The sequence below is a fragment of the Luteitalea sp. genome (genome assembly GCF_022842525.1).
Lineage (GTDB): Bacteria > Acidobacteriota > Vicinamibacteria > Vicinamibacterales > Vicinamibacteraceae > Luteitalea.
Window position 1 is genome coordinate 1 of record NZ_JALHPM010000124.1, and the last position, 20,317, is coordinate 20,317.

The 20,317-nt window shown below is 70.0% G+C and carries 19 protein-coding genes; 9 read left to right on the forward strand and 10 right to left on the reverse strand.

All coding sequences use genetic code 11. The annotated features are described in order from the left end of the window. Positions 1 to 1,094: NADH:flavin oxidoreductase/NADH oxidase (locus Q0C41_RS20920; RefSeq protein ID WP_291987104.1), on the reverse strand; the 1,094-nt coding region annotated here is incomplete at its 3' end. Between the two features lie 43 nt (positions 1,095 to 1,137). Here Q0C41_RS20920 and hmgA point away from each other — a divergent pair. Beyond that, positions 1,138 to 2,472 (forward strand): homogentisate 1,2-dioxygenase, encoded by a 1,335-nt coding sequence (gene hmgA, locus Q0C41_RS20925; RefSeq protein ID WP_291987106.1) that lies wholly within the window; start codon positions 1,138 to 1,140, stop codon positions 2,470 to 2,472. A gap of 11 nt (positions 2,473 to 2,483) precedes the next feature. Continuing rightward, positions 2,484 to 3,362, forward strand: a complete 879-nt coding sequence (locus Q0C41_RS20930) for a 5'-3' exonuclease H3TH domain-containing protein (RefSeq protein ID WP_291987108.1) — start codon at positions 2,484 to 2,486, stop codon at positions 3,360 to 3,362. 56 nt (positions 3,363 to 3,418) lie between these two features. Here the strand turns inward: Q0C41_RS20930 and Q0C41_RS20935 are convergent, their stop codons facing one another. Genes Q0C41_RS20935 through Q0C41_RS20945 form a run of 3 tightly spaced genes read right to left on the reverse strand, consistent with a single transcriptional unit; the run spans position 3,419 to position 5,634 of the window. Then, positions 3,419 to 4,246, reverse strand: a complete 828-nt coding sequence (locus Q0C41_RS20935; protein WP_291987109.1) for a transglutaminase family protein — start codon at positions 4,244 to 4,246, stop codon at positions 3,419 to 3,421. A 6-nt stretch (positions 4,247 to 4,252) separates the two neighbouring features. Beyond that, positions 4,253 to 4,801, reverse strand: coding sequence for a hypothetical protein (locus Q0C41_RS20940; protein WP_291987111.1), 549 nt, complete (start codon positions 4,799 to 4,801; stop codon positions 4,253 to 4,255). Positions 4,802 to 4,806: 5 nt separating this feature from the next. Then, positions 4,807 to 5,634 (reverse strand): transglutaminase family protein, encoded by an 828-nt coding sequence (locus Q0C41_RS20945; RefSeq protein ID WP_291987113.1) that lies wholly within the window; start codon positions 5,632 to 5,634, stop codon positions 4,807 to 4,809. A 105-nt stretch (positions 5,635 to 5,739) separates the two neighbouring features. Here Q0C41_RS20945 and Q0C41_RS20950 point away from each other — a divergent pair, with 105 nt between their 5' ends. Then, on the forward strand, positions 5,740 to 6,486 hold the full coding sequence (locus Q0C41_RS20950) for a hypothetical protein (RefSeq protein ID WP_291987115.1): 747 nt from the start codon (positions 5,740 to 5,742) through the stop codon (positions 6,484 to 6,486). An 82-nt stretch (positions 6,487 to 6,568) separates the two neighbouring features. On the opposite strand, the gene Q0C41_RS20955 is transcribed toward Q0C41_RS20950, so the two are convergent. Further along, complete coding sequence (locus Q0C41_RS20955; RefSeq protein ID WP_291987117.1) at positions 6,569 to 8,401, reverse strand: phosphoenolpyruvate carboxykinase (GTP); 1,833 nt, start codon at positions 8,399 to 8,401, stop codon at positions 6,569 to 6,571. A gap of 310 nt (positions 8,402 to 8,711) precedes the next feature. Between Q0C41_RS20955 and Q0C41_RS20960 the strand changes: the two genes are divergently transcribed. Both Q0C41_RS20960 and Q0C41_RS20965 read left to right on the forward strand, forming a co-directional pair. Next, on the forward strand, positions 8,712 to 9,164 hold the full coding sequence (locus Q0C41_RS20960; RefSeq protein ID WP_291987119.1) for a cytochrome c: 453 nt from the start codon (positions 8,712 to 8,714) through the stop codon (positions 9,162 to 9,164). Positions 9,165 to 9,217: 53 nt separating this feature from the next. Then, positions 9,218 to 11,500, forward strand: coding sequence for a patatin-like phospholipase family protein (locus Q0C41_RS20965; RefSeq protein ID WP_291987121.1), 2,283 nt, complete (start codon positions 9,218 to 9,220; stop codon positions 11,498 to 11,500). Positions 11,501 to 11,521: 21 nt separating this feature from the next. Here Q0C41_RS20965 and Q0C41_RS20970 read toward each other — a convergent pair whose 3' ends face one another. Continuing rightward, entirely contained in the window at positions 11,522 to 13,726 is a 2,205-nt protein-coding gene (locus tag Q0C41_RS20970; RefSeq protein WP_291987123.1) for a hypothetical protein, read from the reverse strand. Between the two features lie 114 nt (positions 13,727 to 13,840). Here Q0C41_RS20970 and Q0C41_RS20975 point away from each other — a divergent pair, with 114 nt between their 5' ends. Together Q0C41_RS20975 and Q0C41_RS20980 are read left to right on the forward strand one after the other, a co-directional pair. Continuing rightward, positions 13,841 to 14,086, forward strand: a complete 246-nt coding sequence (locus Q0C41_RS20975) for a hypothetical protein (RefSeq protein ID WP_291987124.1) — start codon at positions 13,841 to 13,843, stop codon at positions 14,084 to 14,086. 13 nt (positions 14,087 to 14,099) lie between these two features. Beyond that, positions 14,100 to 14,381, forward strand: a complete 282-nt coding sequence (locus Q0C41_RS20980) for a hypothetical protein (RefSeq protein WP_291987126.1) — start codon at positions 14,100 to 14,102, stop codon at positions 14,379 to 14,381. A gap of 8 nt (positions 14,382 to 14,389) precedes the next feature. Here the strand turns inward: Q0C41_RS20980 and Q0C41_RS20985 are convergent, their stop codons facing one another. Together Q0C41_RS20985 and Q0C41_RS20990 are read right to left on the reverse strand one after the other, a co-directional pair. After that, a complete protein-coding gene (locus Q0C41_RS20985; RefSeq protein WP_291987128.1) occupies positions 14,390 to 15,493 on the reverse strand; it encodes a carbohydrate-binding family 9-like protein in 1,104 nt (367 codons plus the stop codon). Positions 15,494 to 15,552: 59 nt separating this feature from the next. Next, positions 15,553 to 16,209 carry a DUF6766 family protein gene (locus Q0C41_RS20990; protein WP_291987130.1) on the reverse strand — a complete coding sequence of 219 codons (657 nt, stop codon included), beginning with the start codon at positions 16,207 to 16,209 and terminating at the stop codon, positions 15,553 to 15,555. Positions 16,210 to 16,289: 80 nt separating this feature from the next. Here Q0C41_RS20990 and Q0C41_RS20995 point away from each other — a divergent pair, with 80 nt between their 5' ends. Continuing rightward, on the forward strand, positions 16,290 to 17,648 hold the full coding sequence (locus tag Q0C41_RS20995) for a NupC/NupG family nucleoside CNT transporter (protein WP_291987133.1): 1,359 nt from the start codon (positions 16,290 to 16,292) through the stop codon (positions 17,646 to 17,648). Positions 17,649 to 17,676: 28 nt separating this feature from the next. On the opposite strand, the gene Q0C41_RS21000 is transcribed toward Q0C41_RS20995, so the two are convergent. Together Q0C41_RS21000 and Q0C41_RS21005 are read right to left on the reverse strand one after the other, a co-directional pair. After that, on the reverse strand, positions 17,677 to 18,951 hold the full coding sequence (locus tag Q0C41_RS21000) for a glycoside hydrolase family 172 protein (RefSeq protein WP_291987135.1): 1,275 nt from the start codon (positions 18,949 to 18,951) through the stop codon (positions 17,677 to 17,679). Positions 18,952 to 18,995: 44 nt separating this feature from the next. Then, entirely contained in the window at positions 18,996 to 19,649 is a 654-nt protein-coding gene (locus Q0C41_RS21005; RefSeq protein WP_291987137.1) for a hypothetical protein, read from the reverse strand. 180 nt (positions 19,650 to 19,829) lie between these two features. Between Q0C41_RS21005 and Q0C41_RS21010 the strand changes: the two genes are divergently transcribed. Continuing rightward, positions 19,830 to 20,317, forward strand: a 488-nt coding sequence (locus tag Q0C41_RS21010) for a dihydroxy-acid dehydratase (protein ID WP_291987139.1), incomplete at its 3' end; no start/stop codon positions are given.

Sequence of the window (20,317 nt, forward strand, 5' to 3'; positions counted from 1 at the left end):
GTCCAGGGCTGCCGCGGCGGCACGGTGCCGGTCGCGGCGCGCGCGTACTGCGCTGGCCACGACACGACATGGCCGAGCGCGTGCGCGGCCCGCAGGGGCCAGTGCGGGTCGCGCAGCAACTCGCGTGCGAGCAGGACGGCGTCGGCCTGCCCGGTCGCGACGATCTCGTCGGCCTGCTGCGGGTCGGTGATGAGGCCGACGGCGCCGGTCGGCACACCGGCGTCGCGACGAATCCGGCTCGCGAACGGCACCTGGTACCCCGGCGCGACCGGAATCTGCTGGTGTGAGGCGTTGCCGCCCGACGAGCAGTCGACCAGGTCGACCCCCTCGGCGGCGAGGCGGCGGGCCAGGTCCACGCACTCGTCCACGTGCCAGCCGCCTTCGACCCAGTCGGTGGCCGAGACGCGGACGAAGAGCGGGGCGGCGTCGGGCCACCGGCGTCGCACGGCGCGCACGACCTCGAGCGTGAGGCGACAGCGGTTCTCGAACGTCCCGCCATAGTCGTCGTCACGCCGGTTGCTGATCGGCGACAGGAACTGATGCAGCAGGTAGCCGTGGGCCGCGTGCACCTCGGCGACCCGGAAGCCGGCGTCCCAGGCGCGCGCGGCGGCATCGGCGAACGCCTCCACGACCGCGCGGATGCCGTCCAGCGTCAGCGCCTGCGGCTGCGGGTAGTGGTCGTTGAACGCCAGGGCACTGGGGCCGACGACATCGAGCCAGCCGCCCTCCTCGGGCGACACCGTGCCCCGACCGTCCCACGGCCGTCGCGTACTGGCCTTGCGTCCGGCATGGGCCAGCTGGATGCCGGGCACGGCCCCCTGTTCGGCGACGAAGCGTGTCAGACGCGCCAGGCCCTCCACGTGTCCGTCCTGCCAGATGCCGAGATCCTGCGGGCTGATCCGGCCATTGGCGGTGACGGCCGTGGCCTCGCACAGCACCAGTCCGGCGCCGCCGACCGCGAAGCTCCCGAGGTTCACGAGATGCCAGTCGGTGGCCACGCCGTCCTCGCTCGAGTACTGGCACATCGGCGAGACGAAGACACGGTTGGGCAGGGTCGCCCCGCGGAGCGTGAGTGGCGTGAAGAGGTGTGGCATCTCCGCGATCATATGTGGTACCTGAGTGCCGGAGGAGACCGCCATGACCGTGACCCCTGCCCTGGCCGCCGGCCAGTCTGGCCCCGTCGCGTACCTGTCCGGGTTCGGCAATGGCTTCGAGACCGAGGCCCTGCCCGGGGCGCTGCCGATCGGGCGCAACTCCCCGCAACGGTGCGCCTACGGTCTGTATGCCGAGCAGTTGTCGGGATCGCCGTTCACGGCCCCGCGCGCCAGCAATGAACGGTCGTGGCTCTACCGCATCCGCCCGACGCTGCAGCACTGGGGGCCCTGTCGCCAGGCGGACCTCGGCCTCTGGCGCACGGCCCCGGCGCACGAGGTGGACGTGCCGATCGGGCCGATGCGCTGGGATCCGCTGCCGCTGCCCGAGACGCCGCAGTCCTTCCTCGAAGGCGTCCGCACGATGACCACCGCAGGCGACGCGGGCGCACAGGCCGGCATGGGCGCCCACGTCTACCTGATCACGCGCTCGATGGTGGACGAGTACTTCTACGACGCCGACGGGGAACTGCTCTTCGTGCCGCAGGAGGGGGCCCTGCGGCTCTGGACCGAGTTCGGCATCATCGACATCGCGCCGGGAGAGCTGGCGGTGATCCCGCGTGGCGTCAAGCTGCGCGTGGAACTGCGCGACGGCCCGGCGCGCGGGTACCTCTGCGAGAACTACGGCGGCGCATTCACGCTCCCCGAACGCGGTCCGATCGGCGCCAACTGCCTGGCCAATCCGCGCGACTTCCTGACCCCGGTCGCGGCGTACGAGGATCGCGACGTCCCGTCACGGATGTTCGTGAAGTGGGGCGGCGCGCTCTGGACCGCCGACCTCGATCATTCGCCACTCGACGTCGTAGCCTGGCACGGCAACTACGCGCCGTACAAGTACGACCTCCGCCGCTTCTCTCCCGTCGGACCGATCCTCTTCGACCACGCCGACCCGTCGATCTTCACGGTGCTGACGTCGCCGTCCGAGACGCCGGGTACGGCCAACGTCGATGTCGTCGTCTTTCCCGAGCGCTGGGCGGTTGCCGAGAACACCTTCCGGCCTCCCTGGTACCACATGAACGTGATGAGCGAGTTCATGGGCCTCGTGTACGGCCGCTACGATGCCAAACCGCAGGGCTTCGTGCCCGGCGGGTGCTCCCTCCACAACACGATGCTGCCGCACGGCCCCGACGTCGACGCCTTCGAAGCCGCCAGCACCGCCGACCTGCACCCGCACAAGCTCGAGGCCACCCTCGCCTTCATGTTCGAGACCCGGTTCATGCAGCGCGTCACGGCGTTTGCCGCCGCCTCGGATCGGTTCCAGCACGACTACGCCGCCTACGGATCGCGCCTGCGCCGGCACTTCGATCCGTCCAGGCCCTGAGGCGCTCCGGCATGGACGTCCATCTGATCGACGGCACCTACGAGCTGTTCCGGCACTATCACGCGGTGCCGCCGGCCCGCGACCGCGACGGGCAGGAGGTCGCCGCCGTGCGCGGCGTGGTCCACTCGCTGCTGGCGATGGTGCGCCGCGGCGCGACCCACATCGGCGTGGCGACCGATCACGTCATCGAATCCTTTCGCAACGACCTCTGGCCCGGCTACAAGACCGGGGCCGGCATCCCGGCCGACCTGTGGTCGCAGTTTCCGCTGCTCGAGGACGTCCTTGAGGCGGCCGGCTTCGTCGTCTGGCCGATGATCGCGTTCGAGGCCGACGATGCGCTGGCGACCGCGGCCCGGGTGGCGGCGGCCGACCCGCGTGTGCAGCAGGTCCATGTCTGTTCGCCGGACAAGGACCTGGCGCAGTGCGTGCGCGGATCGCGCGTCGTGCAGGTCCATCGCCGGACGAACGTGACCCTGGACGACGCGGGCATCATGGCGAGGTTCGGGGTGCCGCCGACGTCGATCCCCGACTACCTCGCCCTGGTCGGCGATGCCGCCGACGGCTACCCCGGGGTACGCGGGTGGGGCGCGAAGTCGGCGGCGGTGATGCTGGCACGCTACGGCCATCTCGAGGCCATCCCGGCCGACTACCGCACCTGGACCGCCAATCCCGCCAATCCTGCCGCGCTCGCGCGACATCTCGCCGCCCAGCGCGACGAGGCCTTCCTGTTCCGCACCCTGGCCACCTTGCGCGACGACGTCCCGATCGTGGCCGACGTCGACGCACTGGAGTGGACGGGACCGCAGGACCGCTTCGCCGCGATCGCCGAGCGACTCACGGCCGCCCGCAGCGACGACGCGCCGCCGCGCGGTCGCCGCGCCCGCGCCTGATCAGCAGGGGAGCCAGAGCACGAAGCGGACGTGACTGGCGGTCGGCGCTTCAGAAACTAGGCGAAGGGGTGAGCGCCGGCCGGCACTTCGTCACTCACGACCTCGAAGTGGGTGAGGGTCGCGGCCCCGTACGTCGTGGTCAGCGCTGCATCCGCGGCATCGAGGCCCGTGGCCATGAGCACGCGCCCCTGGCGGGGCGTGTTGTGGCGGGCATCGAACGTCCACCAGCGGTCCTCGAGGTACACCTCGAACCAGGCGCTGAAGTCCATCGGGATCGGCGCGGCGGGCACGCCGATGTCGCCGAGGTATCCGGCCGCGTAGCGGGCAGGGATGTGCATCGCGCGGCAGAAGGTGATGGCCAGGTGCTGGAAGTCCCGGCAGACGCCGGCACGCCCCGTGAACACATCGAGCGCGGTCCGCGTCGGGCTCGACTGGCCGAACGAGTAGCTGACGCGCGTGTGCACCCAGTCGCAGATCGCCTGCACCCGCGCCCAGCCGGGGGCCACGTGGCCGAACAGTTCTGCCGCGATCGGCGACAGCAGTTCGACTTCGCAGTAGCGGCTGCCGAGCAGGTAGCGCAGCGTCTCGGGCGGCAGCCGTTCGACGGGGATCTCCCGGGCGCCCCAGTGCACGGCATCGGGCAGCCCCGTGTCCTCGATCAGCGTGCGTCCCTGCAGACGAATCTCGCCGGCGGGCGCCACGAATCTGGACATGCGGTTGCCGAAGAGGTCGAAGAACTGTTCGATGGGCACGACCGGCGTCGTCGTCACCACGTCGGGCTCCCGCAGGTCCGCGTAGCGCGACGGGTGCACGGACAGCAGGGCCGTGACCGGCGCGGGGGCCAGGAACGAGAGGGCGATGTCGTATCCCAGCCGAATCAGCATGTGGCTTTATAGCAGGTTGCCGTCGTCTCCTGACGAGGGCCGATCGGCGTCAGGCCTGACGCGGCCGCCATCGGTGGTGCGCATCCACCGGGCGTAGACGTTGGCGATGGCCGACGAGGGATCGTTCGGACGGAAGCGATCCAGTTCGGCCAGCAGGGCCGACGGCGAGCCGAGCGCGGGCGCGCCTGGCGTCGGCATGGCGCGGCCCGTCGCGCGTCGGGCCACGTCCACGCAGGCCGGTCCGGCCGAGGCGAGGGTCGTGCGTCCGGACTGCAGGAGGCGGAGCAGCAGCTGCCCGAGGTCGCGGGCCACTTCCTGCGGCGCGCGCACGGCCGGCCGGGTCCGGAGGGCGCCCTGGCGCACTTCGACGTCCCCGAAGGCGGTGATGCCCACCGCATTCAGGGGCGGCACGGTGATCGTGAGAGCGGCGTCGCCGTCACGGGTCCCCGCCAGGCGTGTCCACAGCTGGTCGAGGAGAGCGCAGGCCTCGACGGGGTCGAGGCGGATATGGTCGGCCACCAGACGGCCGAGCGAGACGACGGTGATGGCGGTCATGGCGATTACGCGGAGACGGCCAGCGAGTCCGGCACGGCGTCGGAGGTCACTTCGAAGTGCGTCAGCGTCGCCGCGCCGAAGGTGGTGGTGATGGCGGCATCGGTGGCATCGAGGCCCGTGGCCATCAGCACACGACCGATGCGCCGTGCGTTGTGGCGGGCATCGCAGGACCACCAGCGGCCGCCGAGGTAGACCTCGAACCACGCGCTGAAGTCCATCGGATACGGCGCGGCGGGGACGCCGATGTCGCCGAGATAGCCGGCGGCATAGCGGGCGGGGATGTTCAGGCACCGACAGAAGGTGATGGCCAGATGCTGGAAGTCCCGGCAGACGCCGACGCGTTCGGTGAACACGTCGAGCGCTCCTCGCGTCGGTCGAGCTGTGGCGTATGAAAACGAGACACGCTCGTGTACCCACTTGCAGATCGCCTCGACGCGTGGCCAGCCGGGCTCGGTGTTGCCGAAGAGGTCGAGCGCGATGGGGGCCAGCAGGTCGACTTCGCAATAGCGACTCGGCATGAGGTAGCGCAGAACCTCGGGCGGCAGCTCGTGCGCCGCGTGCTGCACGGCCGTCGGATCTCGCGCGTCGAGGGCGCCGCCATCGGCGATCAGCGCCTGTGTCTGCAAGCGGATCGTGCCGGCGGGCAGCTGCAGGCGTGTAGCGCGATTGCCGAAGAGGTCGAGATAGCTCTCGACGGACACCGCCGGGTCGACCTGCAACACGTCCGGCTCGATGAGGTCCGGCACGCGCGAGGGGTGCACGTGCAGCAGGGTCGTCATCACCGTGGGCGCGGGCACGTCGAAGCGAAGGTCGTAGCCGAGTCGAATCTGCACGCGGCAGGAAAAGCAGGTTTCGTGCCGTCGCTCCGGCGCCCATCGTGCGCGTGGGGTCGGTATGATGGGGCGACGCCGCACCGTCGTCGCGGCTGAAAGGACCGAGTGACCTATTGTCTGGGTATCGTGACGTCGGAGGGGCTGGTGATGGCCTCCGACTCGCGATCGAACGCCGGCTACGACCAGGTGAACGTCTGCCGCAAGATGTACCGCTTCATCATCGAGGGTGAGCGGGTGTTCGTCATCCTGACGAGCGGCAGCCTCTCGATCAGCCAGTCGGTGCTGTCGTTGCTGCGGGCCGACTTCGATGCCGGCCGGGGCCTGGCGACGGCGCCGTCGGTCTACCACGCCGCGCGGATCGTCGGCGACACGGTGCGCCATGTGTCCGAAATGGACCGCGCGTCGCTCGAGCGCGACAACTACAGCTTCAACGTCCACCTGCTGCTCGGCGGGCAGATCCGCGGCGAGGACCCTGCGCTCTACCTGATCTACCCGCAGGGCAATCCCCTGCAGGCGACGGAGGACTCGCCGTACCTGCAACTGGGCGAGGTCAAGTACGGCCGGCCGATTCTCGATCGCGGCATCGAGCGCGACACCCCGCTCGAGATCGCGGCCAAGTACGCGCTGCTGTCACTGGACGCGACGATGCGGTCCCACGGCACCGTCGGGCCGCCGATCGATCTGCTGCTGTACCGGAAGGATTCGCTGACCGTCGATCGCTACCGCCGGCTCGAGGGCAGCGACCCGGATCTCACGCTGATTCACACGTCGTGGGAGTCGTCGCTGCGCCGCGCGGTGCAGCAACTGCCCGAGATCGACTTCGCGCGCCAGCCGGCGAGTGATCTGGGCTGAGGGCGGACGGTGACGGCCGGCTCGGAGAGCCGGCCCTACCCGATGAGGTGTAGGCGTCGAGCTTCAGCTCGACGCGAGCCGGCTACAGGCGGCAGATCAGCAGTTCGCGCTCGTAGATCATCTCCTTGGGGAGATGCGAGTGGAGCTGGAGGAACAGCTCCTCGTGCTCCATCACCTCGCGGCGCCACTGGACCGGATCCACGGCCTGCAGCTGCTCGAACTCGGCCTCCGAGAACTCGAGGCCGCGCCAGTCGATGTCCTGGTAGCGCGGCATCCAGCCGAGGGCGGACTCGCGGGTCGGCACGCGCCCGCGGACGCGGTCCACCACCCAGCGCAGGACGCGCATGTTGTCGGCAAACCCCGGCCAGAGGAACTTGCCCTCGGCGTCCTTGCGGAACCAGTTGACGTTGAAGATCTTCGGCGTCTCGGTCAGCGATCGCTGCATCGTGATCCAGTGCCGGAAGTAGTCGGCCATGTGATAGCCGCAGAAGGGCAGCATGGCCATCGGATCGCGCCGGACCTTGCCCACCGCGCCGGCGGCCGCCGCCGTCGTCTCCGACCCCATCGTGGCGCCCATGTACACGCCCGACGTCCAGTTGAACGCCTGGTACACGAGCGGCATCGTCGTCGCGCGACGCCCGCCGAAGATGATGGCGCTGATCGGCACGCCGAGCGGGTCGTTGAAGCCGGGGTCGATGATCGGGCACTGCGCGATCGGGGCGGTGAAGCGCGCGTTGGGATGGGCGGCCGTCGCGCCGGTCTCGTGCGCAATCTCCGGCGTCCAGCGATGCCCGCGCCAGTCGAGACACTCCTCGGGCGGCGCGGCCGTCATGCCTTCCCACCACACGCCGCCTTCCGGAGTCAGCGCGACGTTGGTGAAGATGGTGTTGCGCGCGATGGTCGCCATCGCGTTCGGGTTGGTCTTGAGTGACGTCCCCGGGGCGACGCCGAACATGCCGGCCTCCGGGTTGATGGCGCGCAGCCGGCCCTCGGCATCCGGCTTGAGCCAGGCGATGTCGTCGCCGATGGTCGAGACCGTCCAGCCCTTCATCGCCTTGGGCGGCACGAGCATCGCGAGATTGGTCTTGCCGCACGCGCTCGGGAACGCCGCCGCGACGTAGGTCTTCTCGCCGTGCGGATCCTCGACGCCGAGGATCAGCATGTGCTCGGCCATCCAGCCTTCGTCACGCGCCATGGCCGAGGCGATGCGCAGTCCGAAACACTTCTTGCCGAGCAGCGCGTTGCCGCCATAGCCGGAGCCGTAGGACCAGATCTCGCGCGTCTCCGGGAAGTGCACGATGTACTTCTGGTCGTTGCACGGCCACGGGACGTCCTTCTGGCCCGGCTGCAGCGGCATGCCGACGCTGTGCATGCAGGGGACGACGCGCTTGGTATCGCGGTCGATCTCCTGGAGGACGGGCAGACCGATGCGGGCCATGATGCGCATGCTCGCGACGACGTACGGCGAGTCGGTCAGCTGGACGCCGATCTGCGACATCGGGGACCCGACCTCGCCCATGCTGTAGGCGAGCACGTACATCGTGCGTCCGGCCATGCAGCCCTTGAACAGGCCGCGCAGCGTCTTGCGCATCTCGAACGGGTTGACCCAGTTGTTGGTCGGGCCGGCGGCGTCCCGCGAGAGCGAGCAGACGAAGGTGCGCTGCTCGACGCGCGCCACATCCGACGAGTCGGACCGGGCGTAGTAGCAGCCTGGCCAGAGGTCCTCGTTCAGCTTCGTGAGCGTGCCCGTCTCGACCATGCCCGCGCAGAGGGCGTCGTACTCCTCCTGCGACCCGTCCACCCAGTGCACGGCGGCGGGGCTGGTCATGTGGCGCATCTTCTCCACCCAGCGGAGCAGGTGGGGATTGGTGGCGAGGGGTACGGACGGGTCCCGGTCGAAGGTCACGGTCGTCATTCGACTTATGATCCTATAACCAAAGTCGCCTTCGTGACGAGCCTCTCGGCTCACCCGTGACGGCCGGGCGCCGGTCACCACGCCCGGGGCGGCCCTGCACTGCGGAAACGCCCGCAACGCTCCGGAAATTTCCTCGAAGGGGCCCTCCATCGCGCCCGAGCGACCGGCGGAGTGCGTCGCCCGTGCGCGGACCGGACGGCAAGCTCCTTGCAACTTCGTCGGGCGCACCAAGTCACTGAGCCCCGGGGCAGCACGACGCAGTTGGCGGGGCCGTTCGGCCTCGGGGCGTCATGTTCGAGGGGAGGATCCCATGGCAAGGACTCACGCAGTGCGTCTGTTCACGGGACTGGCGGCGACCGCCGTGGTGGTGATCTCGGCACTCGGGATGGCCGCGACCACGCACAGTCAGGCGCCGACCATCCGCCAGGGCACATACCAGGCGCTGGTCTCCGTGGAAGGCAAGGACAACTTCCTCGCGTATTGCGCCGTCTGCCACGGGATCACCGGCAAGGGGGGCGGCCCGGCGGTGCCGGCGCTGAAGGTACCAGTGCCCGATCTCACCACGATGGCGAAGCGGTACGGCAAGTACGACGCGGTCAGCGTCGAGAACCAGATCCTCGGACGCGACAAGATGCCGGCCGCGCACGGGTCGGTCGACATGCCGATGTGGGGGCCGATCTTCAAGAGTCGTGGCGACGAGACCGTCGCCCTGCTGCGCACCCGGAACCTCGCGGCGTACATCGGGACCCTGCAGGCGAAGTAGTGGACGTTCGCAGTTCAGGTGTGGTGCCATGACGCGCACAGCGAGGTGCGCGGATGGCGAACCGTGAGTCCGGAATCATCGGGGCGGTGCTGGGGATCGTGCTGGTGGCAGGCTGCGCTGCCCCAGTCCAGCGGGCGGGCCGCAGTGTCGGCGGCGTCAGCACGATCGGCGCGGACGTGCCCCGGGTCGCCCTGGCGGCGGGGCGTCCCATCGTCGGCGTCGCGTTCGGCGGCGGCAGCGCGCGAGGCATCGCGCACGTCGGCGTCATCCGATGGCTCGAAGAGCACCGGATTCCCGTCGACGTCGCCGCCGGCACGAGCATGGGCGGGCTCATCGGCGGGGCCTTCGCCACCGGCATGGACGCCGCCGAGTTGCAGGGGTTGCTGGATGCGATGAACTGGGACGAGCTGTTCGGCGCCTCGACCTTCGCGTACAAGAACATCCGCCGCAAGACCGACGCCCGCGCCTATCCCTCCCGCCTCGAGTTCGGCCTCAAGGGCGGCATCGTCGCGCCCACGTCGCTCAACAACGGCGAGTACGTCGAACTCCTGCTCGGGCGCATCGCCGCGCCGTATCACGAGCTCGAGAGCTTCGACAGCCTGCCGACGCCGTTCCGCACGGTCGCCGTCGATCTCGTCACGGCCTCCCAGGTCGTCCTGCGTCGCGGCTCGCTCGCCGACGCGATGCGCGCGACGATGTCGATCCCGCTGATCTTTCCGCCGGTCACGATGGAAGGCCACGTCCTGGTCGATGGCGGGGCGATGAACAACGTCCCGGCCGACGTGGTGAAATCCATGGGGGCCGACCAGGTCATCGCCATCAACGTCGGCGACCTGGGCGATCGCGAGAGTCTGAGCTACACGCTGCTCGGCCTGGCCGGGTCGACCCTCGACGCCATGATGCGCGCGTCCACGCGCAAGTCGATCGCCTCGGCCGATGTGGTGATCAACGTCCCGCTGTCGAAGTACGGCTCGCTCGACTGGCGGCGCGCTGCCGACCTCGTCGAGGAGGGCTATCGCGCCGCCGAGGCGATGCGCGATCAGTTGCTGCCCCTGGCGGTCAGCGAGGCCGAGTTCGCGACCTGGGTGCAGGCGCGCCAGGCGCGCCGCCGAACGGACGTGCCGGCGCCCACCTTCGTGCGCATCGAGGGTTTTGGCGACAACGATGCCGAGCGCCTCGAACGACTGCTGGCCCGGCATGTCGGCGTCGCCCTCGACATCGCCGCCATCGAGGAAGACCTCGCCGAGCTGACCGGCCTCGACCGCTACGAGACGATCACCTGGCGCACGACCCGCAACGAAGGCGGACAGCCCGGGCTGCTGGTACGTGGGCGACCCAAGGCCTATGCGCCGCCGTTCATGATGCTCGGCGTCAATCTCGAGAACACCACGTCGAACGACTTCCGCATCACCACCACCGCGCGGTACCTGGCGTTCGACCTCTTCGGATCGGGATCGGAACTGCGCCTCGACGGCACGCTCGGATCCGATCCCGGCGTGGCCGCGGAGTGGTATCGCCCCATCGGGCGGTCGCCGCTGTTCGTGGCACCGTACGCGGGCCTGGTCACCGGGACGGCCAACTTCATCGAGGACGACACCGTGATCGGTCGATACGGTCTCGTCACGACCCGTGCCGGCGCCAATCTCGGCGTCAACGTCGGCGCGCGCAGCGACGTCCGCCTCGGCGTGTACCTCGGGCGCACGACGGCACGTATCGAAGTCGGCAATCCCGACCTGCCGGAAGTGGCGGGGCGCGACTCGGGCACCGACCTGACGTGGCGCCTGGACACCCAGGACAGCCCCGTCGTGCCGACGCGTGGGATCGCCTCCGTCGTCCGGCTGTCCCACGCGTTCGACGCGCCGGACATCTCCATCGATCGCACGACCGTCCAGCGGTCGGCCTCCTTCACGCAGCTGCAGACGTCGCACACGTCGTTCTGGTCCGTCGGCAAGGCGGGACGCGTGTTCACGTTCGGCGGCGTGTCCGCGACGCTGGACGGCGAACCGGCGCCGACGGCTGCCTTCGGCCTGGGCGCGCCGTTCAGGCTCGGCGCGTATTCGCCCGGCGAGATCCTCGGCAAGCACTCGTGGGTCGGCGGCGGCGGCTATCTGCGTCAGCTCGGCCGCCTGCCGGACTTCCTCGGCGGCCCTGTGTACGCCGGGGGCTGGATCGAGAACGGCGACGCGTTCGACGAATGGTCCGCGGCGAGCTGGCGCACCAATGCCAGCGTCGGCGTCATCCTGGACACGATCGTCGGACCGGTCGTCCTCGCGGGGGCTTCCGGGTTCGACGGGCGCTGGCGCACGTACTTCGGCGTCGGTCGCGTCTTCCGCTAGGGCGCGCGGTCCCTCCCAACCTCACGGCATCGTGACGTCGAGGGTGACGGCGTTGGCGAGGCGCACGAGATCGTCCTGCGCCTTGCCGCGCTGCCCCTCGAGGTCCTCGATCTCCTTGCGCAGCACCACGAGACGATCCTCCTGGACGTTCAGCTGCGTGGCGTAGCGCGCCACGAGCTGCCGTTCCTCGGCGCTCGTCTTGAGCGCCGCCAGGTTCTCGCGCACGCGGGTCTGGTCCTGCTCGATCCGCTCGATTTCGGCGCGTCGATCCCGCAGGGCCGTCTTCAGCCGCGCGACCTCCGCGTTCTGCGCCATCACGGCACGCAGCTGCGGCTCGAGCGTCGTGTCCTGACTGCGCCCCTGCAGAATCAGCGCGACCTGCTCGCTCGTGATCGTGGTCACCGCCACGCGCGACTCCACCTCGTGCACCTCGTCGACCTTCAGGTCCTGTGAGGCCCGTGGCGCCACCACGACCCGGAAGCGGTACTGTGATGGGCCGGTCTCGGCCGGGGCCGGCGTACCCGTGGCGAGCGTGAACCCGTCGCGCTTCGGGTGCTCGACGACGAAGGTGCGCGGCGCCGCGTCCTCGTTGCGGATCGTGTAGGTCGTCGTGCCGCGTTCCTGCACGGTCTGGACGAAGGCCCCGCGTGCGATGCGGATGCGACTGATGCGCCGCGGACCGCCATCGAATGCGGTGGTCACGCGCCCCGCGAGATCGACCGCGTACGACACGAGGCGGCGCTCCTTCGGCTGGATGGCGTCGATCAGACCTTCACCGGCAAAGGCCCCGCCCTCGACCAGCGACACACTGCCCCCGTCGAGCGTCAGCCCGGTGTCGTTGGTCAGCCACACGGCGCGCAGGGGATGCGTCAGCCGCGATCCGGCACTCCACAGCGAGACCCGCTCCACCGTCACCGGGGCCTGCACGATCGGCACGAGCGCCGACTGATTGCGCCGGACGGTGATGGGCTGGGTCAGCTTGTACTCGAAGAGGTCGCCGAGGTCCGCGCCCGTGGCCGCCGCGGGCGTCCGGCTCAGGCGCTCCTCGACCTCGTTGGTCGAGGCCCGTTCGACTCGGAACTGCGCCGATGACGGCGCCGGTGCGGGGGGCGGCGGCGGCGCGCTCGGCAGCCCACCGACGACGCCACCCAGCGCGCCCCCCGGGATGCCGCCCATGACCGCGTCGGCCGCGGCCTTTTCGGCCGTCATGGTGCCGTCGTGCGTCTGCGGCGTCAGCATCGCCGTCTGCGGCAGTGGCACGACCGGCCGTCGCGTGTAGAGCGGCTGCGAGACCTGCTGGACGAAGGACTGCGGAGCTCCCGCGACCAGCGAGAGCTCGACGTCTGCCCAATCCTCGCCGAGCGTGTTGTCGACGATGGCCCATCCCTGCAGGAACGGCGTCCGGCCTGCCGTGGTCGGGATGACGAGCCGGTACGTGGACTTCCACACCGGCACTTCGCTGACATAGCTGACGAACAGGTCGCGTGCCCCCGTACCCGACGTGCCGATGCGCAGGCGCCGCACATCCTGCGCCCGAGCCGACCCGACGAGATCGAGGTACTGCGTCAGCTCGCCGCGCATCTCCGCCTCGAGGAGGCGGACGCCCAGCCCAGGCCCGAGCGTGAACGTCCGCACGACGCCCGTGTCCGTGACGATCGTCAGCTCCTGCACCTGCTCGGTGACGTCATCCTCGGTCCGCTGTCGTTCCTGCAGACTCAACACGCGGCCCGACGTCGCGGCGCCGCTGCCCTGCACCTCGACCCGGGCGCCGCGCAGCGCCTGCAGCAGGTCGGCAGGGGAGGTGGTCGCGCCGAGCGGAAGCCCCAGCGTCCGCAGCCGCTGCTCGAGCGGCGCCGTCGAGTTGAACGTGATGCCCGTGACCCTCCCGTCGCCGAGGTCAGTCGTCGTGAGGGACTTCAGCACGTCGTCCAGCTGGCCGCTCGTGAGGTCGATCGAGACCGCCTGATCCCCGCGGACGCGACCGACGTGCTCGAAGTACCCGACCCCGCTCTTGTAGAGCACCACGCGTCGGACGGGCAGCTTCACGGCCTCCGACGACGTCTCCGCGGTGGCTGGGGCGGGGCCCGCCCCGGGCTGCACCACGCGTGGGGACGGGGTGGTCGCCGGCGGTGGCACGGGACTCTGGGCGACCCCCGGCGTGGCGGTGAGCACCACGAGGCCGAGCGCGAGCGGGACCGGAAGCGAGGCGAGGGAACCGAGGGACATGCTGCATTAGTACCCCGGAAGGCTCATCTGGTTCACGGTGGCCAAGAAATCTGGCACGTCCTGTGCTCTTACGACGGTATGGCGGAAAGGTCGCCACACACCGTGAACCAGCCCATGTCTCCCCACCTGCTCGACCCGGCCACCGCATCGTCTGCCCCCGAGACGGAGTCACCCGAGGCGCCTGTCGTGGTGGGCGACGTCGTGGTGCGCCCTGTCGACACGGGGTTCGGCATCTTCAACTACCGCGGCGAGCGCGTGCTCGACCTGCCCATGCGCACGGTGCGCGAGGCCGAGCGGCTGGCCGCGGAGATCGTCTCGCCGTGGCACGGGCGTGTGCGGGTGGACATCGCTGCGCGGTGAGGGCGGAGCGCACATGATTCGCGTGCTGCAGCAAGGGGCGGCGTGGACGGTGGTGCGAGATGGGCAACTCATGCGCGAGGGCGCCGGCGCGGCCGTGCACAAGACGCGCGAGCAGGCCGAGCGTCACGCGGCGCGCCTCTCGGCGAAACTGCACGAGCCCGTGCACGGGGCCGCCGGTGCGGCGTCGAGCGCGCCGCAGGCGTCTTCGCCCGTGGAGGGTGAGGATCAGGCGTTGCAGCGAATCGAGACGAGCGCAGCATCGCCCGTCGTCACTCCCGGACCGCCCGACGCGTGAAAGCCCCGCTACGGTGTGGGGCGCGGGCCTGGTGCCGGCCTTACCGAGACCCGGCCGTCCTGCACCAGGTGCACCATGGTCCCGTCGAAGCCGGGCGCGACGATCTCGAACTGCGACGCGGTGGCCGACATGACGGGCAGAAACGCGAGCCCGTCGACCCGGATCTCGTCACTGCGGATCGTGGCCAGGTCGGGCGCATACCGCCCATGTGCCGCGCGATGAGCACGCTGCCGGTAGTAGAGCCGCCGCAGTGCCCAGCGCACCCGGTCGTTGCGGTCTTCGACGAACGGGACCACGCGTGACCCGGCCACGGCGTCGCTGAACTGGACGACGCCCCAGCGCTCGGGCATGTGCATGTCGATCGCGCCCTGCGGACTCCACACCCAGTTGTCCTCGGGGAGCGGCTTGTCCGTGGTGGGATCGAGACGCTTCCGGTAGCGGCCGTCCACCACGTCCATCGTCCACTCGACGCGCGAGAAGTTCAGGCGCCACTGCTCGCCATCGCGCGGCGCACGGCGTTCCGGTGCGGCCTCGCGCAGGGTCTCCCAGGGCAGGGCGAGTTCCACCGTCCAGCCCTCGTCGCGGTCGCCGGGACGGTTCAGCGTGCCGCGCACGTCCACGGCCACGCGCAACCCGGCGATGTCCCAGGCGTGCAGCGCCGGTCCGCCATCGCGGTAGGGCTTCACCAGGAAGAGGTCCCAGGCCGTGCCGAGCGCGTTGACCTCCAGCTCGTAGTAGGCGTGCGTGTCGTTGCCCGGATCGAGGAACACCTCGAAGTCGTCGTCCTGGAAGATCACCGCATCACGAGTCGTGATCGTGGCCCAGAGATCGGGCTCCTCGAGCTGTGCCGCGATGTAGAGCGCCTGATCGTCCCAGAGGACCTTCATGCGCGTGGCATGGCGGACGGGGCGCACGCCATCGATGTCGACGAACGGGGCCGACCAGGCGGTGGCCTGCCACGCCGGGTCATCGAGGCGTCCGTCGATGGTCAGCGGCACCGCGGTGCGGTACGCGACGACCGATCGCGGGGCATGCGGCAACGCTTCGAGATCGAAGGCGGGGCGCTGCCAGGCGGCCGCCGGTGCGGCGACCGTCAGGGCGAGGGCGGACAAGGCACGGAGGACGCACGCCGGCATGGCTGCCGAGCGTATCGCAGCCCGGGGGCCGTGGGTCAGTCGTGCTCGTCATGTGCCGCGTGGACCGGCTTGGATTCGGGCGAGCGACGCTCGCGCAGGTAGACCGACAGCCAGACCATGGCGGCGATCGACAGGAACTCGCTCTGCCAGTTCTGCAGCGACTCGAACCAGAGGCGTGGCGACGCGAGATAGGCCCCGAGCGCGGGCGGTGGCTGTCCGTGGGCTACCGCGTCGGCGCGGAAGGCCGCCAGTCCTCCCAGCACATGTCCCACCCACGACGCGGTGAACAACAGCAGCAGGGCGAGGCTCAGTGAGTGTGCATAGAGCCGGGCGACGAACCCGCCCCGTCGCACGGGCCATGGCGCGCCCGGGGCGTACTGATGATCGCGCGGGTCGGCGTCGACGGCTTCGCGCACGCCGCGCCGGCGTGACTCCGGCGACCCCTTCTGTACGAGGCGCGTGGTCAGCAGGACGAAGGCCGCCATCTGCAGGAACTCGCTTTCCCAGTTCTCGAACAGCGCCGCCCACGGATGTCCGGTCGCCAGATAGCCGGGCAGCGTGCTGGTCGACTGCCCATGCGCTTCACGCTCCCCGTTGTACTCGAGCCAGCCGGTAACGGCCTGGCCCGCCGTGCACACCGCGAAGAGCGCCAGCAGCACCAGTGTGAGCGACCTGTCGCGCCACCAGCTCATCTCGGAGCCCCCCCGTCAGCCATGCGGGAGACGCGAGCAATGCGCGTGCCAAGGGACCAGCTTAGGTATACTCGCGCGCTGTGACTCACCCATCTGTTCCGACCCCCGCCCGCGCCCCGTGGCGCCGGGAGGACGTCGTCATTCTCGGCAGCATGCTGGCCGCGGCGGCGGTGGCCGCGGGCATTGCCTACGTGGCCAGTGCTCCGAAGGTCCAGTCGCTGGTCGGCCTGCTGGTCCTGCTCGCCATCGCGTTCGCGTGGTCGAGCGATCGGAAGGCCATCGACCGCAAGACCGTGGCGTGGGGACTCGGTCTGCAAATCGTCATCGCCCTGATCGTGCTGCGGACGACGCCGGGGCGTGATGCGTTCGCGGCGGCGGGGCGGGGCATCAACTGGCTGCTCGACTTCGGCAGCGTCGGGTCGGCGTTCGTCTTCGGCCCGCTCGGCGACAAGACGGTGTGGCCGCGTGTGATGACGGGGGCCCTCGGCGAGGAGGGCGCGCGCTACTCGGTGCTGTTCGCCTTCCAGGTGTTGCCGACGATCATCTTCATCGCCTCGCTCTTCGCCATCCTCTACTACCTCGGCGTGATGCAGCTGGTCGTGCGGGTGTTCGCCGTCGGCATGCGCTTCGTGATGAAGGCGAGTGGTGCCGAGACCCTCAACGTGGCGGCCAGCATCTTCATGGGGCAGACCGAGGCGCCGCTCACCATTCGCCCGTACCTCGCGAAGATGACCCAGTCGGAGCTGATGACGGTGATGACCTCCGGCATGGCGCACATCTCGGGCGGCATCATGGCGGCCTACGTGCTGTTCGGCATCGAGGCGCAGCATCTGCTGACGGCCGTGATCATGACGGCGCCGGGCACGCTGATGATGGCCAAGATGTTCGTCCCCGAAACGCAGGTGCCGGAGACGATGGGGTCGGTCACGCTGGAGACCGAGCGCACCGACGTCAACATCATCGATGCGGCCGGCCGGGGTACCTCCGAAGGGCTGATGCTGGCTCTCAACGTCGGCGCCATGCTCATCTCGTTCCTGGCCCTGATCGCCCTGGTCAACGCCCTGCTCGGGCTGGCCGGGCTGAGCCTCCAGCAGATCTTCGGCTGGGTGTTCGCGCCCATCGCGTGGAGCATGGGCGTGCCGTGGCAGGACGCCGGGTCGATTGGCAACCTCCTCGGCACGCGGATGGTGCTGAACGAGTTCGTCGCCTACTCGCAGCTCGGCACCATGAAGGCGACGCTGGACCCGCGATCGTTCACGATCGCCACCTTCGCGCTGTGCGGCTTTGCCAACTTCAGCTCGATCGGCATGCAGGTCGGTGGCATCGGCGCGCTGGCGCCGCAGCGGCGCAGCGACCTCGCCCGGCTCGGCTTCCGGGCCATGATGGCCGGCACGCTGGCCAACTTCGTCACGGCGACCATCGCCGGCTTCCTCCTGTAGCCGCGGGACGTGTCCTGCAGGCCGGTCCTTACCGCTGCGGCTCGGTCCACACGCGGTCCTTCAGGTTCTGGATCCGGAGTGCGGCCGGGGCCAGCGGCGGCAGGCCGTTCTCGGGGCGATCGAGGTAGAAGTACGCCGTCGCCGAGACGTCGTCGCTGCGGTAGTAGTTGACGCCGCCCTGGGGATGCGAGGCGTCGGTGAACGGCGGCAGGCCCGGCGCGTCGAGCAGCAGGTGGATGTCCGGCGCGGTCGTCCGCATGTCCATCACGTTCTGGCCCTTCAGGTCGAGCACCAGCACGGGGATGGCGGGGACGCCTGCGGCCAGCATCGCCCGGACCTTCGCGATCGGCGCGTTGCCCATCTGCTGCAGCGTGACGCGGCACGCCTGGTGGAAGAACACCGGGTCGTCGAGATGGAAGCGATAGAAGGCGTACAGATCGCGCGCGTCGTCGGCCACCAGCGACCCGAAGTAGCGCCCGGCGTAGCGGCCCTGTCCCCAGCCCGTCCCGATGTAGTCCTCGGTGCCCGTGCCGGCCAGGGTCGGCTGCGTCGTGTCGCCGTCGAGGAACACCTTCACCTCGCCCTCGCCGAACCACGTGCCGCGATACGCCTCGTGGCCGCCGATCACGCCGACGTTGGTGCCGAGATAGCGGCCCCGGCCCTGCACACGCGGCAGCAGCTCGAAGTCCGTCCCCGGCGTCGTCGCCAGGTCGCGTCTCCAGGTGGCGTGGAAGTAGAGAACATCGGCGGCGTGTGAGGTGACCTCGCTGTAGTTGATGTCGTACCAGACCAGGGCGTACGACGGCGCCTCGTTCACCAGCCGGATGCGGGCGGCCGTGCGGAAGGGCATCGGCACCGTCATGTTGAACGACCGTCCCTCGGGGTTCTGGAACAGCGCGCTCTCGAACGGCACCGCCAGGCCGAGCCCGATCCCGAAGAAGTCACCAATCGGGGCATCGACCGCGGGCGTGGCCGCCCGGTCCCAGTACATCTCGAGGCGCACCAGTCGACGCTGCTCGGCGTTGCGCGGGATGGTGCCGCTGATCCAGATGCGATGGACGATGCCGGCCCCGCGGATGTCGGCCAAATCCACGCTCGCGCCCGGGGGCACGACGATGAACGCCGCGCCCTTGGCGCCCTTGTTGACCGTGCCCCCCGCACTACGCGCCCCCGTCGGGTTCTCCGGGCTGATCCAGCGCGTCTGCACGTCCTGCATCCGGTAGAGACTGTCGGCGGTCGACTGGGCAAGGGCCGGCGAGGCGGCCAGGCCGCACGCCAGGGCGAGGAGAGCATGGACACGCATGGACGGGAGTCTACCTGCCACGGCGGCCCGCCCGCCTCGGCGCCCTATCTCGGCCGGCCGTCCGTCGGCCGGTCGGCCAGGCGCAGTTCGAGGCGAGGGAGCGTCAGCGTGAAGCGTGAAGCGGTGTCGTCGCCGTCCACGCTGATCCAGACCGCAGCGGTCTCGATGGGAGCGTCGAGGTCGACCGCCACCGTGAACCGGCCAGTGGCGTCGGGCGCGGCGACCACGCGCTCGCTGATCAACGCGCTGGCGGGATGCTGCCGCGACTGGCCGACCTGCGATGGCGACAGGGCCACGTTGAAGAAGCGGATGCCGGCCACGCCCATGTGTGGCGGTGCCAGCGCGAACAGGCGCTGGACCCACGCGGGCGCCATCTTGCGCTCGAGCCAGCCGGGCCGGCGCGTGCCCACTTCGACCAGCCCGACGCGCAGGGCATAGTCGTCCGCTCCGCGCTGGCCCTGGCGCTGGGCATCGGTCCGCACGGCTCCGGCAATCCGCCCCTCCGCGTGCAGGCCCCGCACCCACTGCGGCGAGTCGAGCGGGTACACGAGGGGGGCAGCCGAGGCGTTCACCTCGACCCGCAGGCCGTCCGCCCCGAACGTGATCACGTGCGGCGCGATGCCGCGGTAGCGCAGCACCTCCCACCCGGAACCGGTGGTCAGGGGAATCACGAGGAGCAAGGCGAAGGACCACCGCATTGGCGTCTGATCGTACGACGCACCCAGGCGCGCTCGGGACCCACTCCCGATGCCCGATGCCCGGTGCCCGGTGCCCGGTGCCCGGTGCCCGGTGCCCGGTGCCCGATGCCCGATGCCCGGTTCCCGGTTCCCGGTTCCCGGTTCCCGGTTCCGATCCCGATCCGTGAGAGAGTTTCCCCCATGGCAGAGCACAGCAAAGGGGCGCGGCGGAGCGCGGCGTGGTTCTCGGGGATCGACCGCAACACCTTCATCCATCGCAGCTGGATGAAGAACCAGGGTCACCCCGATCATGTCTTCGACGGCCGACCGATCATCGGCATCTGCAACACCTGGTCGGAACTGACGCCCTGCAACGCGCATTTCCGCGACCTGGCCGAGCACGTCAAGCACGGCGTGTACGAGGCCGGCGGCTTCCCGCTCGAGTTCCCCGTGATGTCGCTCGGCGAGACGCAGCTGCGACCCACCGCCATGTTGTTCCGCAACCTGGCGAGCATGGACGTGGAAGAGTCGATTCGCGGCAACCCGATCGACGGCGTGGTCCTGCTGGTCGGCTGCGACAAGACGACGCCGGCCTGCGTCATGGGGGCGACCAGCGTCGACCTGCCGACCATCGTGCTGTCCGGGGGGCCGATGCTGAACGGCAAGTTCCGTGGCCAGGACATCGGCTC